At 47.4% G+C, this 21,084-nt stretch carries 17 protein-coding genes; 8 read left to right on the top strand and 9 right to left on the bottom strand.

Annotated features, from left to right (window positions below):
* Positions 1-9: 9 nt before the first annotated feature.
* Positions 10-1,383 carry a cytochrome ubiquinol oxidase subunit I gene (locus VEA_RS16970; protein WP_006741049.1) on the bottom strand — a complete coding sequence of 458 codons (1,374 nt, stop codon included), beginning with the start codon at positions 1,381-1,383 and terminating at the stop codon, positions 10-12.
* Positions 1,384-1,537: 154 nt separating this feature from the next.
* On the opposite strand from VEA_RS16970, the gene VEA_RS16965 reads away from it, so the two are divergent.
* Positions 1,538-2,953: an aminotransferase-like domain-containing protein gene (locus tag VEA_RS16965; protein ID WP_006741048.1), complete on the top strand. Its 1,416-nt coding sequence runs from the start codon at positions 1,538-1,540 to the stop codon at positions 2,951-2,953.
* 9 nt (positions 2,954-2,962) lie between these two features.
* On the opposite strand, the gene VEA_RS16960 is transcribed toward VEA_RS16965, so the two are convergent.
* Together VEA_RS16960 and VEA_RS16955 are read right to left on the bottom strand one after the other, a co-directional pair.
* Positions 2,963-3,511 (bottom strand): sugar O-acetyltransferase, encoded by a 549-nt coding sequence (locus tag VEA_RS16960; protein WP_006741047.1) that lies wholly within the window; start codon positions 3,509-3,511, stop codon positions 2,963-2,965.
* A 243-nt stretch (positions 3,512-3,754) separates the two neighbouring features.
* Positions 3,755-4,075, bottom strand: coding sequence for a DUF1840 domain-containing protein (locus VEA_RS16955; protein ID WP_005392576.1), 321 nt, complete (start codon positions 4,073-4,075; stop codon positions 3,755-3,757).
* Positions 4,076-4,207: 132 nt separating this feature from the next.
* Between VEA_RS16955 and VEA_RS16950 the strand changes: the two genes are divergently transcribed.
* The gene (locus VEA_RS16950; protein WP_041853139.1) at positions 4,208-5,044 is read left to right on the top strand and encodes a phosphate/phosphite/phosphonate ABC transporter substrate-binding protein; all 837 of its coding nucleotides are present in this window, start codon (positions 4,208-4,210) and stop codon (positions 5,042-5,044) included.
* An 11-nt stretch (positions 5,045-5,055) separates the two neighbouring features.
* Positions 5,056-7,677 carry an ATP-binding protein gene (locus VEA_RS16945; RefSeq protein WP_006741045.1) on the top strand — a complete coding sequence of 874 codons (2,622 nt, stop codon included), beginning with the start codon at positions 5,056-5,058 and terminating at the stop codon, positions 7,675-7,677.
* A gap of 86 nt (positions 7,678-7,763) precedes the next feature.
* On the opposite strand, the gene VEA_RS16940 is transcribed toward VEA_RS16945, so the two are convergent.
* The 6 genes from VEA_RS16940 to VEA_RS16915 all read right to left on the bottom strand — a co-directional run bounded on the left by VEA_RS16940 (position 7,764) and on the right by VEA_RS16915 (position 14,897).
* Positions 7,764-8,666: a hydroxymethylglutaryl-CoA lyase gene (locus VEA_RS16940; RefSeq protein WP_006741044.1), complete on the bottom strand. Its 903-nt coding sequence runs from the start codon at positions 8,664-8,666 to the stop codon at positions 7,764-7,766.
* Positions 8,647-10,707, bottom strand: coding sequence for an acetyl/propionyl/methylcrotonyl-CoA carboxylase subunit alpha (locus VEA_RS16935; RefSeq protein ID WP_006741043.1), 2,061 nt, complete (start codon positions 10,705-10,707; stop codon positions 8,647-8,649). The genes VEA_RS16940 and VEA_RS16935 overlap by 20 nt, the downstream gene beginning before the upstream one ends.
* Positions 10,700-11,482, bottom strand: a complete 783-nt coding sequence (locus VEA_RS16930; protein ID WP_006741042.1) for an enoyl-CoA hydratase-related protein — start codon at positions 11,480-11,482, stop codon at positions 10,700-10,702. The genes VEA_RS16935 and VEA_RS16930 overlap by 8 nt, the downstream gene beginning before the upstream one ends.
* A gap of 108 nt (positions 11,483-11,590) precedes the next feature.
* The gene (locus VEA_RS16925; protein WP_006741041.1) at positions 11,591-13,198 is read right to left on the bottom strand and encodes a carboxyl transferase domain-containing protein; all 1,608 of its coding nucleotides are present in this window, start codon (positions 13,196-13,198) and stop codon (positions 11,591-11,593) included.
* 97 nt (positions 13,199-13,295) lie between these two features.
* Positions 13,296-14,465 carry an isovaleryl-CoA dehydrogenase gene (locus VEA_RS16920; RefSeq protein WP_006741040.1) on the bottom strand — a complete coding sequence of 390 codons (1,170 nt, stop codon included), beginning with the start codon at positions 14,463-14,465 and terminating at the stop codon, positions 13,296-13,298.
* Between the two features lie 45 nt (positions 14,466-14,510).
* Complete coding sequence (locus tag VEA_RS16915) at positions 14,511-14,897, bottom strand: MerR family transcriptional regulator (protein WP_005373242.1); 387 nt, start codon at positions 14,895-14,897, stop codon at positions 14,511-14,513.
* Positions 14,898-15,106: 209 nt separating this feature from the next.
* On the opposite strand from VEA_RS16915, the gene VEA_RS16910 reads away from it, so the two are divergent.
* The 5 genes from VEA_RS16910 to VEA_RS16890 all read left to right on the top strand — a co-directional run bounded on the left by VEA_RS16910 (position 15,107) and on the right by VEA_RS16890 (position 21,066).
* Positions 15,107-16,285, top strand: a complete 1,179-nt coding sequence (locus VEA_RS16910) for a thiolase family protein (protein WP_006741039.1) — start codon at positions 15,107-15,109, stop codon at positions 16,283-16,285.
* 70 nt (positions 16,286-16,355) lie between these two features.
* Complete coding sequence (locus VEA_RS16905) at positions 16,356-17,849, top strand: CoA-acylating methylmalonate-semialdehyde dehydrogenase (protein WP_006741038.1); 1,494 nt, start codon at positions 16,356-16,358, stop codon at positions 17,847-17,849.
* Positions 17,850-17,944: 95 nt separating this feature from the next.
* Entirely contained in the window at positions 17,945-19,099 is a 1,155-nt protein-coding gene (locus VEA_RS16900; RefSeq protein WP_006741037.1) for an acyl-CoA dehydrogenase family protein, read from the top strand.
* A gap of 49 nt (positions 19,100-19,148) precedes the next feature.
* Positions 19,149-19,925 (top strand): enoyl-CoA hydratase, encoded by a 777-nt coding sequence (locus tag VEA_RS16895; protein WP_006741036.1) that lies wholly within the window; start codon positions 19,149-19,151, stop codon positions 19,923-19,925.
* Between the two features lie 10 nt (positions 19,926-19,935).
* Positions 19,936-21,066, top strand: coding sequence for an enoyl-CoA hydratase/isomerase family protein (locus VEA_RS16890; protein WP_006741035.1), 1,131 nt, complete (start codon positions 19,936-19,938; stop codon positions 21,064-21,066).
* Positions 21,067-21,084 lie beyond the last annotated feature (18 nt).

Here is a 21,084-nt window from a genome sequence, read left to right as displayed (position 1 = left end):
TGACAAATTCTAAATGCGACCTGAAACGGTCGTCATGTCGTGCTCATCGTGCTCATCGTGCTCGATTGCATCGGGGCCTTTCTTGATTTGGTGGATCATGTAGTAATAACCAAAACCAAATACCAAGCTGTATACAACAAGGAAACACAGCAGGCTGATGCTCATTTGTAGGTCTCCATGTGCAGAAACCGCATCACGCGTTTTTTGTACGCCATACACGACCCAAGGTTGCCGACCAACCTCTGTCGTAAACCAGCCAGCAAGTATTGCGATAAGACCAGATGGCCCCATAAACAATGAAAACTTGAGGAACCAACGCGAGGTATAAAGCGTGTTCTTTTTTCGTAACCACATGCTGTAGAAGCTTTGAAAAATCATCAGAAGTCCTAGTCCGACCATGATTCGAAATGACCAAAAGACGATAGGTGAGTTCGGTCGTTCCTCTTTCGGGAAGTCTTTCAGCGCCGGGATTGGCTCAGTTAAACTGTGGCGTAGGATCAAACTTCCTAGAACAGGAATTTCTAAGGCATAGTCTGTGCGTTCTTGTTCCATGTTTGGCATGCCGAACAATATCAATGGGGTTGGTTTGCCATCGCTGTTATCCCAATGTCCTTCGATGGCAGCGATTTTGGCGGGCTGGTGTTTGAGAGTGTTTAACCCATGTACATCGCCAATCACGGCTTGGAGTGGCGCAAGGAACACTAAGATCCCGAGCGACATCGAAAACATCGTTTTTACCGCAGTCGATTGATTGTCTCTCAATAAATGCCAAGCGGCTGACGCGCCTACAAAGAGTGCGGAACTAACGAAAGCCGCGACGCTCATGTGCGCCAAACGATAAGGAAATGAAGGATTGAAAACGATAGCAAACCAGTCGGTTGGCACCACACGTCCGTCGACAATTTCATAGCCTTGTGGCGTTTGCATCCAACTGTTGGAGGCGAGAATCCAGAACGTCGAAATGATCGTGCCTAACGCCACCATCGAGGTTGCAAAAAAGTGCAGCTTTTCGCCGACGCGACGCCAACCGAATAGCATCACGCCAAGAAATCCAGCTTCGAGAAAGAAAGCCGTTAACACTTCATAAGTCAGTAATGGGCCAGTGATAGAACCAGCGAAGTCGGAGAAACCACTCCAGTTGGTGCCGAATTGATAGGCCATGACAAGGCCAGATACAACGCCCATCCCAAAGTTAACCGCAAAAATTTTCGACCAGAAGTGATAGAGCTTTTGGTAATCGGGATTACGTGTTTTTAGCCATAAGCCTTCCAGCACGGCGAGATAGGTGGCCAGACCTATGGTGATAGCGGGGAAAATAATATGAAAGGATACCGTAAAGGCGAACTGTATCCGTGCAAGCATAAATGCGTCGAGGCCAAACATTAAACTTCCTTTGATCTTTTAAGTTTTATGAGAGAGCTATTTTAAAAGGAGCGGAATGAGGGAAGTAGGTACAGACAGTGACTATAAACCTATAACAGATTAAATATTGAAGTGTTATTATTTTGAATTCAGCTTTATGGAGGGGGATTCGCGTGTGGCGAAGTATCAAGAGTTAGTGGAACAGCTTAAAAGGCAGATAAAATCGGGGATATGGCATCCGGGTGACAAGCTGCCTTCTCTGCGTCGCCAATCGGAACACTCGGGTTTGAGCTTGATGACGGTATTGCACGCTTATCAAATTCTGGAATCTCAAGGCTGGGTAACGTCACAGCCGCGATCTGGTTATCGAGTTGCTCCCTATATTAAGAGTTCAAATGAACCCCAAGCGCCAGCAGCGGTCTCGTGGACAGAGCAGGTAGACATCAATGAGTTTATCTTTGATGTGCTGCAGGCGAGTAAAAATCCATCCATGATCAATTTTGGCTTTGCCTATCCAGATCCAAGTTTATACCCACGATATCACGTGAATCGGGCGATGGGCGCAGCCGCTCGCAATATGCCGATTTCCACCACCTTTGATAACTTACCGCCGGGAAACGAACAATTACGCACCATCATCGCGAAGCGTTATGCTGCGAAAGGCATTGAAATTTCACCCGATGAAATTGTCATTACGGCAGGCGCGCTGGAGGCGTTAACGCTCAGTTTGCAAGCCTGCACAAGACCGGGAGATTGGGTGGTTGTGGAGTCGCCTGCATTCTATGGCGCATTGCAATCCTTAGAGCGGTTAGGTTTGAAAGCGCTCTCAGTAAGAACAGACCCAGTCACGGGTATTGACCTAGATTCATTGGAACGAGCGCTGCAAACACACGATGTGAAAGCATGTTGGCTGATGTCGAACTTCCAAAATCCTCTGGGTTTTACGCTCTCCAACGAGAAAAAACAAAAGCTGATTGAACTGACACAGCGATATAACATGCCAGTGATTGAAGATGATGTGTACAGCGAACTGCATGCCGAGAATGACTCGGTTTACCCACTAAGAATGTTTGATGACACGGGCAATACCATGTTGTGCTCCTCGTTTTCAAAATCGTTAATCGCAGGGCTACGTATTGGTTGGGTTGCGGCGGGAAAGCGGGCGCTAGAGGTACAAAAGTTACAGTTAATGAGTACATTAGCGACGAGTGCACCAGTGCAAATGACATTGGTGCACTATTTAACAAGCCGCAATTATGAATCGCATTTGAAGCAGTTACGCAAAAAGCTGTTTGAACGTAAAAGTAAGATGACGGATCTGCTTAATGAGCTGTTACCTGAAGAAGTCAAAGTGTTAAGCCAAAGCGGCGGGTACTTTATTTGGTTAGAGCTTCCCAAGCATATCGACGCCTTGCAGATATATCGAGAAGCGCTAAAAGACAATATCAGCATCGCACCGGGAAAGATGTTCAGCCTAACAGAACAATACGATCACTGTATTCGTCTTAACGCTTCTTTTGAGCTCAATGACAAATACGTCCATGCTCTCAATCTGCTTGCCAACATTATTCGCGATCATTTGGCGAAATAGCGACTTTCTTCAGTTTTTTGGTTTAATGGAGCGCGCCGGATTTCCAGCAACTCGATCGCCTGGCGCAACATCTTTGGTTACGACAGAGCCAGCGCCGACGACGGCCTCATCGCCAATGGTCACGCCTGGCAGTATGATTGCGCCCCCACCAATCCAAACGTTATTGCTGATTTTTACCGGTTTGGCGATCTCATCTCCGGCTAAGCGTCTTTGTGTATCCAGTGAATGAGCGGCTGTGTAAATTTGCACTCTAGGCCCAATCATGACGTTCGCGCCAATCTCAACCTGCCCATTGTCCAGAATAATGGCATCCCAGTTGATGTAGGTGTTTTCCCCGATGGACAAGTGGCAACCGTAGGTAAGTTGAAGCGGTGGCTCTATACAGGCGCTGTTTTCTAATTGGACGCCCATTTCCGCCAATAGTTGTCTACGGATATCTGGGTTTGGCTCGTGGTTAAATTGGAAGACAAGCTGCGCGGTTTTGGCGCGCATTAGCTTTAGTTCTTCATCCAGGCAATTATAGGTTTCTCCAGAGCGCATCCGAGTCAGTTCTGACATAACAATCATTCCATTAATGGTTTGCAGTTGAGGCCACAATGATAAGTGAGTGTTTCAGTCAATAGGAGATTTTTATTATGAAATCAGATATTTATCACTGATTTATATTCAATAGGTTAGTTTTGAGTAAGCACTCGTTAAGAGTCATTCAAATAGAGAAGTGAATTGGGTAAGTTCCTTTTAGCAGGGGAGGAAAGTATAGATTGGATGTTGCTTTCCTCTCCACAGCTTGATTTGGAGCATTTATTGGCTGTCCCACATCACTTCGCACTCTTCTTTAATAGCCGATTTTAAAAGCTCAATAAGTGGAAATGCTCTGCGTCCTAAACTGACCGTTTGTTCCTCTTGCTCCTCATCTTCTTCCATTGCTTGACTGTTGTTCTTCTCTATCGCTTCTTGTGCTGCGAGAGCGGAGGTCAATCTAGATAGAGCATCAGGGATGTCTTGAGCGGAAATTGACCCTGGTACTGAGCCACTATGCCCCATCATTTTGATCATCTTTATCGCAATATCGCCAAACATAGTGACGTTCGAGTGGCTATGGCAACGAAATGTAATAAGCATTTACCTGCTCCTGTTTTAGGTGTTCATTTGAGTATAAATGGTATCTGAGACACGAGGCAATTTAATCCGATAATTCGCAATCTTTCAGATAGCTATCTATCTTTAACGAAAGACAAACATAAGGAGATGATTTTGTTGAACTCCCAATTAAAGACGTTGATTTGGCGGCTTCACAAGCGAATATTTACGTTGCTTACGGTGTTATGCATATGGTCACCTTCTGTCGTTGCTCAACCTTCCATTGTTTTTGGTGTCGTACCGCAACAGTCGGCGACCAAACTAGTGCAACAATGGCAGCCATTACTGCAACGCTGGGGAGATCTTGCTGGCGTTGAGATTAAGTTTGCAACGGCACGTGATATTCCCACATTCGAAGCTCGCTTGATGGCTGGAGCCTACGACATTGCATACATGAACCCATATCACTTTACGTTGGTGAATCAAAACCCAGGTTATACGGCGTTAGCAAGAGCGAAAAATAAGCGGATCACAGGCATTATTGTAGCAAGGCGAGGGAAGTCGTTTTCCCTTGATGAGCTGCAAGAAAAGACCATCGCTTTTCCTGCTCCACGAGCATTTGCTGCTTCTATCATCACACAATCAGAGTTGGCGCAGAAAGGCATCAAGTTTACGCCTAAATACGTCGGTTCGCACGACTCAGTCTATTTGGGGGTACTTAAAGGTTTGTACATTGCTGGTGGTGGCGTGAAGCGTACCTTTGAGAGCTTACCGAGTGAAATAAAAGACCAACTTAGCATCATTTATACAACTGCTGGTTATACGCCTCATGCTATTGCGGTTTCAAATAATGTCGATGAAGAGATTCCTCTTGCCTTACGAAAGGCAATTTCGCAACTTAATGATGATCCAAAAGCACAGGAGAGTTTTACTTTACTCAACATTGACGGGTTACAGCTTGCACAAGACCAAGATTGGCAAGATGTTGTTCAATTGGGAATCTCAAGATAAATGGTTGCCCTATGACGCTGCGTTCGAAAACGATACTTGGCATTGCTCTTATTGAGGCCCTTGCGCTCGGTGTACTCATCATTAGTGGGCTTAATTGGTTGGAAAGTTCTAACGAGACTAGCCTTGAGGTTGGGAGCCAACACTTGGTGAGTGTATTTGCTCAGGCGTCGAGAGATGCGGTGATTGCGACGGACTTAGCCTATCTAGACAGTTTTGCTCGTTCTGTCGTGAGTGAGCGCGAGCTGGCTTATATTCGTATTGTTAACCAAGATGGCGTCGAGCTGACGCTACAGGGGGATTACAGCGGTGTTGATACTGGTGTAAGACCGTTTGATGTGACCGATGGAGTTTACGATGTTGCGCAAGAGATTACTCTTGGAGAGCAGACTTTCGGTAAGGTTGAAATGGGTGTGAATGTTGAACATGTACATCAAGTTCTTTCATTTGCGACTCATGCAAGTTTGGTTATCGCCTTTATTGAAATGTCGCTGGTGGCCATGTTTTCGTATGCTCTCGGTAGCTATTTGATGAAGCGGCTCGATCTTCTTCGTACTGGGGTAATCAAGGTTTCACAGCAAGGTCCGGGTTCGCAAATTTCGATTTCAGGCAATGACGAAGTTACACGTGTTGGCGAAGCGTTTAACCAAATGTCACGCTCTTTAGCGCAAGCGCAAACTAAACTTCAGCAAGAGCATCAAACCCAGCAACAGTTATCGGCCAAAATATCGCAGCTTGCTGAGGTTGCTGAACATGCGCGTGATACCATCATCATTACTCACCCTGACGGCACTATTGCATGGGTAAACCCTGCGTTTGAACAGCTAACCGAATATACGTTGGAAGAAGTTATTGGCAAATCGCCGGGCGAGTTACTCCAAGGGCCAGACACAGACCCAAATACGGTGGCATTGCTCTCAAAAAGTGTCCGTAAGCACTCTCCTATTAGGGTTGAAATACTCAACTATACCAAGTCGAAGCACCCGTATTGGGTCGAGTTGGAGCTATCTCCTGTGTTTGATGAAGATGGCGGGCTGTTACGTTTTATTGCGGTAGAGCGTGACATCACCGACAGGCGCAGGATGGAGAGGCGTCTGTCGTCTGCTTTAGATAAATCGAAAAAGGCGATGCAAGCCAAATCGGAATTTTTGGCGAACATGAGCCATGAGATTCGTACCCCAATGAACGCGATCATGGGGATCAGCGAGATATTGCTTGAGAACGAAAACCGTCGAGAGCCAAGGGAGTTATTACTCTTGCTGCACAAATCTGCCAACAACCTTGTGACCATCATTAATGACATCCTCGACTACAGCAAAGTAGAAGCGGGCAAGTTGACGTTAGTTGAAGAGGAGTTTGACTTTCGTTCACTCGTCGAGAGCTGCACCGCTTTGTGTGCCTATCAGGCGGATAAAAAGAACCTCAAGTTGTTGGTTGATATGCCATTGGCCATGAATACGGTCGTGGTCGGTGATAAAGGTCGGATTAATCAAATCTTGCTTAACTTGATCGGTAATGCGGTGAAATTCACAGATGAAGGCCATGTGCTACTCAAAGTCAGAGAAAGTGAGCACGGTTTTGATTTTTCCGTGAGTGATACGGGCATTGGTATTCCCGAAGATCGATTGGCTCATATTATGGATAAGTTTGAGCAGGTCGATACCTCCGCGACAAGACGCCATGAAGGTACAGGCTTGGGGTTGGCAATCTCAAAACGTTTGATCAGCATGTACAACGGCGAGCTTTGTGTGCATTCGGATTTTGGCAAAGGGTCGTGTTTTAGCTTTAGTTTGCAGTTGCCTAAGCAAAGTCAGCTTCTTGCCGAACCGATAGAGCTGAGTGCAAATCGACTATTGTTGATTGATGATTATCAACCGCGCGTGCAACACTTGATACATTTAGCTCAAGAGATTGGCATTGAAGTTACTCATGCCAACGATTGGTCAACTGCGCAGTCTTTGGGTAAAAAATTAGATGGTTTTGATCGTATCCTCGCAAGTGTAAACAATGTTCAAGATAGAGATTCGCTCTATGAGCTTGATGCGACAGAATCAGCCGCCAAACGGGTAATGTTTCTTGCACCTTGCGTGATGGAGGAAGGGCAGGCATGGTCGTGCGAGCGGGATCGTTTATTGCCGCAACCGGTCACGCAGCATAAACTGCAAGCTCTGTTTTCTACTAAGACACAAAAGCGTCGAGAACTTTCCTCAGATGAGAATCCTGACTTTTCTAGCCTGCACCTATTAGTCGCAGAAGACAGCCATATCAATCGAATATTGATTGAAAAAATGTTGCAAGACACAGGTGTTAAACTGACGTTGGCGGAAGATGGTGTTGAAGCCGTTGAACTTTATAAACAGCTTTCTCCGGACTTGGTGATTACCGATATTTCTATGCCAAACAAAGATGGTTTTGGCGTGACAAAAGACATTCGTGAGTTACAGGAAAGTGGTGCGTTTCCTTGGTGTCCAATCGTCGCGTTTTCCGCACATGCGATGCAAGAGCAGCAACAAAAAAGTATCGCATTAGGTATGGATGATTACCTGACAAAACCAGTTCAGAAAAGTGATTTGCTTAATATGATCGCGAAGTGGGGATGCCATACCCTTACAGAGGAAAAGCACGCCTCTGTTTAGTGTTTCGGTTCGATTAAATCGGCTCAAAAAAACGAGCATGTTATTAAACATGCTCGTTTGTAATTGTGTATCGTGGGTTGAGCAATTTACAAGCTGTTTGGATCGCCCAATGCTAACGCCACTTTCGACATCGGCCGTTTACCTAAGGCTCGGCAAATTTGCCAACCTGCTTGGTTGATTATTTTAAGATCAATGCCTGTTTCAATCCCAAGTTGCTCACAAAGATAAAGCACATCTTCCGTTGCAACATTGCCACTGGCACCTTTCGCGTAAGGGCAGCCGCCCAGTCCTGCAACGGCACTATCAATGGTATTGATGCCCATTAACAAGGCTTGGTAAATATTGGCCAAAGCTTGTCCATAGGTGTCATGAAAATGTACCGCGAGCGCGTCTTTTGGCAGTTGTGTTAACAGCGAATCCAGCATGGCGATAACGCGATTGGGCGTTGCTTTACCGACAGTATCGCCCAGAGATATTTCATAGCATCCCATATCAAAAAGCGCATTCGCTACCGCTGTGGTTTGCTCTGGTTTTATTTCTCCCTCGTAGGGGCAAACCATGGTGCAGGATAAATACCCACGCACAGGAATGTTGTGTTGCTTTGCGAGCTCGATCACGGGCTCAAAGCGAGAGAGGCTTTCAGCGATACTGCAGTTAATGTTCTTTTGGCTAAACGCTTCAGAAGCGGAGCCAAAGACTGCAATTTGCTTTACACCACTTTCCAGCGCACGTTCTAACCCTGCTAGGTTGGGAGTAAGCGCGCTGTAAACAACATCTGGTTGCTGTGTGATACCCGCAAACACCTGAGCAGAGTCGGCCATTTGTGGCACCCATTTAGGTGAGACGAAAGAACCCGCTTCAATATGTTTTAAACCACTGTTGCTTAGCTGATTGATAAAACGGATTTTATCGACCAGCGTCACTGCCGTTTCATTTTGTAAGCCATCGCGAGCACCGACTTCGACGATATTAACCTTCGCTGGTAGCATACTCACGCTCCTTATCGACAGAGACATTTTCGGGTATCGAAGCTAAATGCAGCAGTATCGAACCATGCTGTACTTGGTCTCCATGCTGATAAAAAATCTCATCAACAGTTGCAGCTACCGGAGCTGTGATGGTGTACTCCATCTTCATCGCTTCGAGAACTAACAATGGATCACCAGCCGCCACTTCGTCGCCTTTATTCACCATGACAGCAGAGATTATGCCGTTAAGTGGCGCGGTTGGGCTTAGCTCATCATCCTCGCCTTTTGTTGATTCAAAGCTTGGTTGGTGTTCGAATGTGCGTTGCTGACCAAGATAAAACAGCGTCGTCTTTTGCTCGTCGTTGAGCGCATTAAAGGTGTAACGCACACTATCGATATCGACGATAAACTGGCTCTCACTTTCAAGCAGGATGACTTGATGCAACTCCTCGCCGCACCGGACAGTGAAGTGGTTAAGATGCTGAGCCCCTGTATCTTGCGATGATTGTTGCAAGCGTACTTGATGGTTGGCATTGGCATCCGTGAAGTTAAATCGATAAACGTTGTCAACTGACAGCCTAAAACCTTGTGAGGTTGGCGCGGGTAACGTTGAGCTGTCTGATTTAGCAGTGAGAGCATTCCAGCGAGCAACGGCAGCCAACGTTAACCAGATAGAATCCAACACATTTTGCTGCGCGCTGATACCTTGCTGGTGTTTAACCAAGAAGTCGGTATCAAGTGCGATATTGGCAAAGGCTGGCTGCGAAATAATGCTGTGCAGATAACCAATGTTTGTCGTGACTCCACGTACATGATATTGAGTTAAAGCCTCTTTAAGCTGCTTTAGGGCGATATCACGAGTTTGCCCCCAAACAATCAGTTTGCTGATCATCGGATCGTAGTATTCGCTGATGGTATCGCCTTGAGTAACACCACTATCAACACGTACACAAGCTAGGCGCACATTACTGTCTGATACGGGTTCTTTTAAGTAATCAATGCGTCCAGTCGACGGCATAAAGTCGTTGTCGGCATCTTCGGCGTAAATTCGCAGCTCGATTGAATGACCGTTGTGGGTGATTTCAGATTGCGAGATCGGTAAGTGCTCGCCAGCCGCAACTTTTAATTGCCACTCCACCAAATCAACGCCGGTGATCGATTCAGTGACAGGGTGTTCAACTTGAAGGCGGGTATTCATCTCCATGAAGTAGAATTGACCTCGGCTATCGAGTAAGAACTCCACCGTGCCAGCGCCAACATAGTCGATCGCTTGAGCGGCCTGAACCGCAGCTTCACCCATTTGTTTACGCAGTTCATCACTAAGACCGGGAGCTGGTGCTTCTTCGACTACTTTTTGATGACGACGCTGAATGGAACAATCACGATCAGATAGATAGACACAGTTGCAATGCTGGTCAGCAAATACCTGAACTTCCACGTGGCGAGGCTGCAATATGCATTTTTCGATTAGAAGTTGCTTATCGCCAAAGCTTGAAAGCGCTTCACGCTGCGCACCGTCGATGGCCAAGGGCATTTCGGCTGCGCTATTGACCACTCGCATGCCTTTACCGCCGCCACCTTGTGTTGCTTTAAGCATCACTGGGTAACCGATTTTTTCCGCTTCCGCTAATAAATGCTCAACGCTATTGTCTGTGCCGTGGTAGCCCGGAACCAAGGGCACGTTCGCCTCTGACATGATTGCTTTGGCTTGAGATTTAGAACCCATTGCCTCAATTGCGCTGGTGGAAGGGCCAATAAAGACGATGCCATTTTCGCTGCACGCTTTGGCTAGTTTCGGGTTCTCGGAAAGAAAACCATACCCAGGGTGGATAGCATCGGCTTGCCATTTTTTCGCAGCGCCGATAATCGCATCGATATCAAGATACGACTCACTCGCCGGAGCAGGGCCGATAAATTCAGCGAAATCTGCTTGTTTAACATGCAAGCTGCTGCGATCCGCTTCGGAATAAACAGCAACCGTTTCGATAGCCATGTGTTTTGCGGTTTTAATGATTCGGCAGGCAATTTCACCGCGGTTTGCGATCAGTATTCTTTTAAACATGATTCCTCCAATTGGCGGCGCGCTTTTCAAAAAATGCACTTAGTCCTTCTTGTCCTTCGCTGGACACGCGGGCGGTTGCAATGGCTTGGCTGGTGTATTCAATTAATGAGTGGTCGATAGGTTGGTTATCACAACGCAAACAAAGTGCTTTCGCCGCCTGCATGGCTTGTGGGCCATTATTAAGCAGGTGTTCAACCATACGATTGACCGCCTCTTTTGGCTGGGGATCGATTTGATGAACAATGTTCATCGAAAGCGCAGTCTCGGCATCAATCAGTTCCGCGGTTAAAAAGTAGCGTCGGCTTTGACGTTGTCCAATCGCTCGAATCACATAGGGGCCGATGGTCGCGGGCAATAAGCCGAGTTTCACTTCACTCAAACAGAAGCGGCTTTCAGGCGTACCGATGGCGATATCACAGCAGCAGATAAGCCCGAGTGCGCCGCCAAATGCTGCGCCATGTACCATGGCAATGGTTGGCTTGCTAAAGGTATCCAGTTTATGCAGGAGCATCGCCAATTGCTGTGCATCTTGAAGGTTTTCACTCTCGGTTTTGGTTGCCATTGATTGCATCCAGCCCAGATCTGCTCCCGCAGAAAAGTGTTTTCCCTGTGCACTTAACACCAGTGCACGGAGAGAATCGTCCTTTTCGAGCTGTTCTAGTGTCTCAATTAGTGAGGCAATCAATGCGTCATTAAACGCGTTGTGTTTTTCGGGCCGATTCAGGCTCAACCAGGCAACGCCATTGCTGTCTTTTTCAAGCAGTAGTCCGGTCATGTGACTTCCTTTGTCTGACATTTCAGTCTGATATTCCAATACTCGCTAATCAGCACTTTATTCATCATTGATGGATAGCGAGGAGTTAGGGTTTTGCTTTGTATCCGACTACATACGGAAGATGCCAAATTTGCTGTCTGGTATTGGTGCATTAAGCGCAGCAGATAGAGCAATACCCACAACATCACGGGTTTTTGCAGGATCAATAATCCCATCGTCCCACAGGCGAGCACTGGCGTAATAAGCATGGCTTTGAGTCTGGTACTGCTGCGCGATAGGACGTTTGAACGCTTCCTCTTCTTCAGTGCTCCAGCTTTCACCTTTGCGCGTTTTGATATCGCGGGTCACATGCGCCATTACGCCAGCCGCTTGTTCGCCGCCCATGACGGAGATGCGCGCGTTTGGCCACATCCACATCATGGTTGGATCATAAGCTCGGCCGCACATGCCGTAGTTGCCTGCGCCATACGAGCCACCAATAACCACGGTAAACTTTGGCACGTCTGCACACGCAACAGCAGTTACCATTTTCGCACCATGTTTGGCGATGCCTTCTGCTTCGTACTTCTGACCGACCATAAAGCCAGTGATGTTTTGCAAGAAAAGTAGAGGAATTTTGCGTTGTGCGCACAGCTCAATAAAATGCGCGCCTTTCTGCGCCGACTCTGAGAATAGAATGCCGTTGTTAGCGACAATGCCAATCGGCATTCCGTGAATATGAGCAAAGCCACAGACCAAGGTTTCACCGAACAAGGCTTTAAATTCATCAAATTGTGAATCATCAACAATTCGGGCAATCACTTCTTTTACATCAAACGGTTTTTTAAGATCAGTACCGACAATACCGTAAAGCTCCTGCGCAGAGAAACGCGGTTCTTGTGGCGCTTTTTGCTTGAGTTGAACGGGTTTCAAGTGGTTGATTTGAGAGACAGCTTGTCTTGCCAGTTCTAACGCGTGGTGATCATTTTCAGCATAGTAATCGGCTACGCCAGACGTACGGCAGTGAACGTCTGCGCCACCAAGATCTTCCGCGCTGACTTCTTCGCCTGTTGCTGCTTTTACCAGAGGAGGGCCTGCTAAGAAGATCGTGCCTTGCTCTTTGACGATGATGGAAACATCACACATGGCAGGAACGTACGCCCCGCCAGCGGTACATAGCCCCATGACCACTGCAATTTGCGGGATGCCCTTGGCTGACATTCGAGCTTGGTTGTAGAAAATACGTCCGAAGTGGTCTTTATCAGGGAAGACTTCATCTTGACGGGGTAGGTTAGCACCGCCAGAGTCGACTAAGTAAACACACGGCAGTTGGCATTTTTCTGCAATTTCTTGTGCGCGTAAGTGCTTTTTCACCGTAAGTGGGTAGTAACTACCGCCTTTTACCGTCACGTCGTTGGCGACGATCATGCACTCAGTGCCGTCAATCACACCAACACCCGCTACTACGCCCGCGCATGGAACGTAATCTGGATACACATCCCAGCCAGCAAACTGACCGATTTCTAAAAAAGATGAGCCGGAGTCGAGTAGGGCAAGAATGCGCTCACGTACCGGAAGTTTGCCTTTCTTATGCTGATGCTCTCTTGCTTTCTCGCCGCCACCATCTTCGATTTGGGCAGTCACGGTATAGAGTTGATCCACAAGAGACGCCATAGAGCGGTAGTTTTCCTGATACTGCTCTGAATGGGTATTAATATTGGTCGTCAAACAAGCCATAAATAGCCGATCTCCATTCGGTAAACGGGTGAGAACACCCGTCTTTATTTAGGTTGAGTAAGAAAATATTTTTGAGTCAGAATGCCTGGGCTGATTATTAGGCGCTTTCGTTAAACAATTCCCGACCAATAAGCATGCGGCGAATTTCTGAAGTGCCGGCTCCGATTTCATACAGCTTGGCATCACGAAGTAAACGACCGGTATCAAACTCATTGATATAGCCGTTACCACCGAGTAGCTGAATGGCATCTAATGCCATTTTGGTTGCCAGTTCTGCGCTGTAGAGGATCGCACCAGCAGAATCTTTACGTGTGGTTTCACCGCGATCACAAGCAGCAGCAACGGCGTAAACATACGCTTTAGCGGCGTTCATTTGCGTGTACATATCAGCGATTTTTGCTTGAACTAGCTGGAATTCACCGATGGATTTGCCAAACTGTTTGCGGTCGTGAATGTAAGGCACAACGATGTCCATGCAGGCCTGCATGATGCCAAGCGGGCCACCGGCAAGTACCACACGTTCGTAGTCGAGGCCGCTCATCAATACTTTCACACCTTGGTTTTCTTCGCCGAGAATATTCTCCGCAGGGACTTCACAGTTTTGGAAGACCAGCTCACACGTATTCGAGCCGCGCATACCCAACTTGTCGAGTTTTTGTGCTTGAGTGAATCCAGGAAAACCGCGTTCTACGATAAAGGCCGTGATGCCTTTGGAGTGCTGGCTTGGGTCGGTTTTGGCGTAGACAACATAGGTGTGCGCATCTGGGCCGTTAGTGATCCACATTTTGTTGCCATTTAGCAGGAATATATCGCCTTTACGTTCCGCTTTAAGCTGCATAGAGACCACATCTGAGCCTGCACCGGGTTCACTCATGGCAAGGGCACCGATATGTTCACCGGAGATGAGTTTTGGTAGGTATTTTTCTTTTTGTGCTTGTGTGCCGTTGCGGTGGATTTGGTTGACACAAAGATTGGAGTGCGCGCCGTAACTTAACGCAACCGAAGCGGATGCTCGACTGATTTCTTCCATAGCGATAACGTGGGCGAGATAACCCATGCCTGCTCCACCAAACTCTTCGCTGGTGGTCACACCTAAAAGACCCATGTCACCCAGTTTGGACCAAAGATGGTTTGGAAAGTCGTTAGATTGGTCGATAGATTGCGCTAGCGGCGCAATTTCTCTTGCAGCAAAACTATTGATTTGCTCGCGAAGCAAATCGGTATTTTCGTCATAAACAAAGTTCAGGGAAGAGTAGGTAGATTTCATTGCGTGTCCTTGCCTTTACGTCACCTACATCCCAGAGTTGAGGTGCTAGGTGACTTTTTCGCCTTTCATGGATCTCAGTGTGTTTTGGCATCGCAACTGCGCAGCATTTAACTCCATCATTACCGCTTGAATGTCGTTTGCTTGCTGTTGCAATGCTGCCTTCTTCTCTTCGATCAACCGAATCATATAGTTCAACTGCTCAGTACTTTGATCGGTATCGTAGAGTTCAAATAACTCTTTGATATCTGCAAGAGAAAAGCCCAATCGCTTACCTCGCAAAATCAGTTTTAGTCGAATTCGATCGCGACCATTGTAGATTCGTGTGTTGCCTTTACGTTCCGGAGTTAGGAGACCTAAATCTTCGTAGAAGCGAATACTTCGGGTAGTAATGTCGAACTCTTTCGCGAGCTCGCTGATCTTAAATGTGTTCATTCCTTAACCTTACGACTTTCGTATAACATTCATACGAATATACAATTCGTTAACGTTAAAGTAAACAAACAACATCCACTCTTGAGTCTTGATATCACTCGCATTTACTCGAAATAAAATAATCACTCGAACAAACAATAACCTCAAACTTGACGTTAACGTAAATGTTAGTATAGTTATGACGTAAACGTCAACAAAAGGTTAATGGAATGAAAAATGAAACATGGATTGTTGCCGCCAAGCGAACGCCTATCGGCTCTTTTCAAGGTGCATTAGCTTCAACAGATGTCACAGAACTCGGTGCGAAAGCCATCCAAGGGGCACTAGCCGAAAGCCAACTCGATGTGCAAAAAATAGACGAAGTGTTGATGGGATGCGTTTTACCCGCCGGCGTGGGGCAAGCGCCAGCAAGACAAGCAAGTCTTAAAGCAGAAATGCCACAATCGATCGGTTGTACGACACTGAATAAAGTCTGTGGTTCGGGTATGAAAACCGTCATGCTGGCACATGATCTTATTCAATCTGGTAACGCGCACGCGGTTATCGCTGGCGGTATGGAAAACATGTCCTCTTCTCCTTATCTACTTAAGAAAGCGCGTGATGGTTTCCGCTTAGGCCATGAGCAAGTGCTTGATCATATGTTTTATGACGGTTTGCAGGATGCCTACCAAGGCGAATTGATGGGTGTCTTTGCCGAACAAACCGCGCAAAAGTATCAATTCAGCCGTGAAAGTATGGATATCTGGGCGCAGCAGTCGTTGACTCGCGCGCAGCAAGCGATTGAGCAAGGTTTGTTCAAAGAAGAGATCGTGCCTGTTAACGTAAAAAGTCGACGCGACGAAACCTTGGTGGTAGACGATGAGCAACCGAGCAAACTCGACGTCACTAAAATTCCTACCTTACGCCCTGCGTTTGCCAAAGATGGCGGCGTAACCGCAGCAAACTCTAGTTCCATTTCGGATGGTGCGTCGGCAATGATCTTAGTCGATAGTGAGTTTGGTCGTCAGGAAAACCTTCAGCCTCTAGCCAAAATTGTCGCGTACAGCACGCATGCAAGACAGCCTGATGAGTTCACCATCGCACCAGTCTTCGCGATTGAATCGCTGCTGGAAAAAACGGGCTGGGACAAATCAGACGTGGACCTTTGGGAAATCAATGAAGCTTTTGCTGTCGTGACTCAATACGCGGTGAAAGCTCTCGAACTGAACGAGAGCAAAGTGAACCCTCGCGGAGGGGCTTGTGCGCTGGGGCATCCAATAGGCGCAAGTGGCAATCGAATCCTTGTCACTTTGATTCATGCGCTAAAACAAACTGGTGGTAAGCGTGGCGTTGCATCGCTTTGTATTGGCGGCGGCGAAGCTACCGCTATCGCGATTGAAATCTGCTAAATCACTCTCAACAAAGTTTCACTTACATAACAGTAGTCAGTAACAAGCTGAAAAATACAAGGATGTCATCATGACAGAACAAGTAAAGCAGTATATCGGTGGTGAATTTGCCATCTCCGATTCAAAACAATGGCTAGATGTAACCAACCCGGCAACCAACGAAGTGATTGCACAAGTACCTTGTGCCACGGAATCGGAAATGAATGCGGCGATTGCCAGCGCAACAGAAACGTTCAAACGCTGGAAAGAAGTTGCAGCGCCGGAGCGTGCTAGATTGATGTTGCGCTACCAACATCTGTTAAAAGAGCAACACGATGAGTTGGCGATACTGCTTTCAAGTGAGACAGGTAAAACCCTCGCGGATGCAAAGGGTGACATTTGGCGCGGAATTGAAGTGGTAGAGCAAGCCGCAAACATTTGTAGCTCAATGATGGGCGAAACGGTTGAGAACGTCGCGACCAATATTGATGGTTACTCTTACATTCAACCGCTCGGCGTTTGTGCTGGCATTACACCGTTTAACTTCCCTGCGATGATCCCATTGTGGATGTTCCCGATGGCGATCGCTTGTGGCAACACCTTTGTTTTGAAGCCGTCAGAGCAAGTGCCACTAACGGCAATGAAACTGGCGGAGCTGTTTGAACAAGCTGGCGCACCAAAAGGCGTATTGCAAGTTGTTCACGGGACCAAAGAGCAAGTCGACCGCATTCTGACTGATCCAGTTGTTCGTGCGATCTCTTTTGTTGGCTCTGTGCCCGTTGGTGAGTACATCTACAAAACAGGTACAGACAACCTGAAACGCGTGCAGTCATTTGCAGGTGCTAAGAACCACATGGTCATCATGCCGGATGCAAACAAACAGCAAGTCATCAATAACCTAGTTGGCGCGTCAGTTGGTGCTGCAGGCCAACGCTGTATGGCGATTTCGGTTGCCGTATTTGTCGGCGAAAGCAAAGAATGGATTCCAGAGCTTAAAGAGGCGTTAGCTCAGGTTCAGCCTGGCGCGTGGGATGATGAAACCGCCGGTTATGGTCCACTGATTAGCCCTCAAGCGAAGCAGCGAGTGGTGAATCTGATTAATGAAGGCAAAGCGTCAGGCGCGAATTGTGTTCTGGACGGGACAGACTGCCAAGTACCTGGCTTCCCGAACGGTAACTGGGTGGGGCCAACACTGTTTACCAACGTGACCACAGACATGTCGATTTATCAGGAAGAAATTTTCGGGCCTGTACTGTTAACTATGGAAGTGGATGACCTAGATGAAGCGATTGAACTGATCAATGCAAACCGCTTTGGTAATGGTACGTCTATTTTCACGGCGAACGGCGCTGCCGCGAGAAAGTATCAACACAATATCGAAGTAGGTAACGTAGGAATCAACGTACCGATTCCGGTGCCATTGCCGTTCTTTTCGTTTACTGGGTGGAAAGGCAGCTTCTACGGCGACCTGCATGCTTACGGTAAACAAGCGGTTCGCTTCTACACCGAGACGAAAACTGTCACCGCGCGTTGGTTTGAAGATGACATTCCAAGCGGTCCAAACATGACTATTCAACTTAGCTAATTACTGGATTAGCGACACCTCTAGCCAAGCCCTTCATCCTTTTAGAGGGCTTGGCTCGGATACAAATGCAACGAATTAGACCTTAGGACTTCAAGATGGATTTTGAATTAAACGAAGATCAACTCGCGTTTGCCGAAGTAGCAAAGCAGTTTGCAGACCAAATGTTAGCGCCGCACGCGGCCGAGTGGGATGAAAACCATCACTTCCCTAAAGATGTACTGCGTCAGGCGGGTGAGCTGGGCTTTTTGAGTATCTACACGCCACCAGAGCACGGTGGCTTGGGGTTATCTCGTTTGGATGCGGCGATCATTTTCGAGCAGTTGGCTATGGGTTGTACCGCGACTACTGCGTTTATGACCATTCACAACATGGCGACGTGGATGATCACCAGCTTTGCCAAAGCCGAAGTGGCGCAGCAATTTAGCGCGGATCTAATTTCGGGTGAAAAGCTCGCTTCCTACTGTTTAACCGAACCTAATGCCGGCTCTGACGCCGCTTCTCTAACGACTAGCGCAGTGCGTGATGGCGATGAGTTTGTTCTCAATGGCGCAAAAGTGTTTATCTCGGGTGCCGGTGATACAGATGTATTAGTCGTGATGGCGCGTTCCTGTGGTGAAGGAGCGAGTGGCGTTTCTGCATTCGTTGTTCCTGCTGATTGCGAAGGCATTAGCTACGGTAAAAAAGAAGCCAAAATGGGTTGGAACTGCCAGCCAACTCGCATGATTACCTTCGAAAATGTTCGTATTCCGGCTGACTATCTGTTGGGTGAAGAGGGAGAAGGCTTTAAGTTCGCCATGCTTGGCCTTGATGGTGGTCGAATCAATATCGCTACTTGTTCCGTCGGTACTGCGCAACAAGCACTGAACGAAGCCAAGCAATACATGAACGAACGCAAACAGTTCGGCCGTTCACTGGCGCAATTTCAAGCGTTGCAGTTCAAGCTTGCTGATATGGCGACTGAGCTGGTCGCTGCGCGTCAAATGGTGCGACTCGCTGCCGCTAAACTCGATGCCCAGCACGCAGAAAAAAGTGCGTATTGTGCCATGGCAAAACGCTTTGCTACTGATGTGGGCTTTAAAGTCTGCGATCAGGCGCTGCAAATTCACGGTGGCTATGGCTACATCAAAGAATATCCAGTCGAGCGCCATTTCCGAGACGTTCGTGTTCACCAAATTCTTGAAGGTACCAACGAAATCATGCGTCTGATCGTCGCAAGACGATTACTAACGGAAGGCGTTGAGCTGCTTTAGTCAGCGAGACACAGCCTTACCTAAAGAAATTAAAAAGGACTGAAAGATTATGACGGCACAAATCAAATTGGAGCGCGAAGCGCACATTGCCAAGCTCACGATTAGTAACCCGCCAGCAAACACCTGGACGCTTGAATCTTTGAATCAGCTAAAAGAGTTGGCGATTGAACTCAGTAATGATCGCTCCATTTATGCGTTGGTATTAACAGGCGAAGGCGAGAAATTCTTTTCTGCTGGAGCGGATCTCAACAACTTTGCATCCGGCGATAAATCGCAAGCCGCAGATATGGCGTTCGCATTTGGTGAAGCCTTTGAAGCGCTGTCTGCGTTCGATGGTGTTTCCATCGCAGCAATTAATGGTTACGCGATGGGCGGCGGTTTGGAAGTGGCGATGGCGTGTGACATTCGCATCGCAGAAGAACAAGTACAAATGGCACTTCCTGAAGCATCGGTAGGTTTGTTGCCGTGTGCGGGAGGGACACAAAACCTGACCGCGTTGGTAGGTGAAGGCTGGGCGAAGCGTATGATTCTATGTGGCGAACGAGTGACGGCCGAGCGAGCGGAAAAAATTGGGTTAGTCGAAGAGGTGGTGGCGAAAGGTCAAGCACTCGAAGCGGCTATGGAGCTAGCACAGCGTGTTGCGGGCCAATCACCGAAATCCATTTCTGCGTGCAAAGCGCTCATTCAAGGTCGACGCAGCCAAACTCACGCGGCTGGGTTGGTTTTAGAGCGTGAACTGTTTTTACAGCTGTTCAATACACAAGATCAGACTGAGGGTGTGAATGCGTTTTTGCAAAAGCGCAAGCCACAATGGACAAACAGCTAGCGGAGGCCAAATGACAGGTACAGTAAATGTTTCAAAACTTGAGTGCGCTGATGGCTCTGTTATTGGTGTGCTAGAGCTTGATAACCCAGCAGCTCTCAACGCGTTGAGTTACGTGATGATTGAGAAGTTGTACAAACAGCTTAATGAATGGCAAACGGACGACAGCGTCATCGCGGTATTCTTGCATGCTCAAGGTGAAAAAGCGTTTTGTGCTGGTGGTGATATTCAAGCGATCTACCGTGCACTTGAAAACAAAGAGCAAGACTTTGATTCTGCGTTTTCAGCGATGGAAACCTTCTTTGACCTCGAATATCGCTGTGACCATCTTATTCATACTTATCCAAAACCGATCATCGCGTGGGGACATGGTTATTTGATGGGCGGGGGAGTTGGCCTGTTTATGGGTACCAGCCATCGCGTAGCAGAAACCACCACACGCTTTGCGATGCCAGAGATTAAAATCGGCCTTTACCCAGACGTAGGCGCGACGTACTTCCTAAATCAGTTGCCAAAACATTTGGCACTTTTCTTAAGTTTGACAGCTTGCCAAATTAATGCGACAGACATGAAAGCGTTGGGATTAAGCCAATGGATTGCAAAGCCAGAAAGCAAACAAGCTCTGTTGGATCTACTCGCATCGGTAAGTTGGAAAGGTGAAGCGAAGATCAACGAAAAAATCGCTACTACGCTACGTTCGGTACAAGTGGACGAGCCAAGCGAAGGGATGTTGATGCCATATGCGGGATTGATTGAGCAGCTTTGTTCGGGTGATTTAGATTCGATTGTTCGCGCAATCAGCAGTGCCGACGTTGATGATAAGTGGTTCATCAATGCGCAAAAAGCATTGAATTATGGCAGTCCGTTGTCGCTCAATATCACTTATCAGCAGCTAACGCAGTATCAAAACCTCTCTTTGAAAGCGTGTTTTGATATGGAATTTAATCTGACGTTACGTTGTGGCTTAGAAGGTGATTTTAGGGAAGGGGTTCGTGCGCTGATTATCGATAAAACCAATCAACCGACTTGGCAACATCGCACGGTTTCTGACGTAACGCCACAAGTTTTGGAACGCTTCTTCGCGCCAATTGATTCAGCAGAATACCCACTGACCGCATCCTCGGTTGCCACTGTGGCACTTTAGACAAGGAAGAAATACGAC

The sequence above is a fragment of the Vibrio antiquarius genome (assembly GCF_000024825.1).
Classification (GTDB): domain Bacteria; phylum Pseudomonadota; class Gammaproteobacteria; order Enterobacterales; family Vibrionaceae; genus Vibrio; species Vibrio diabolicus.
Note: the sequence above shows the minus strand (reverse complement) of the source record. Positions and strands in the feature narration are given on the sequence as shown.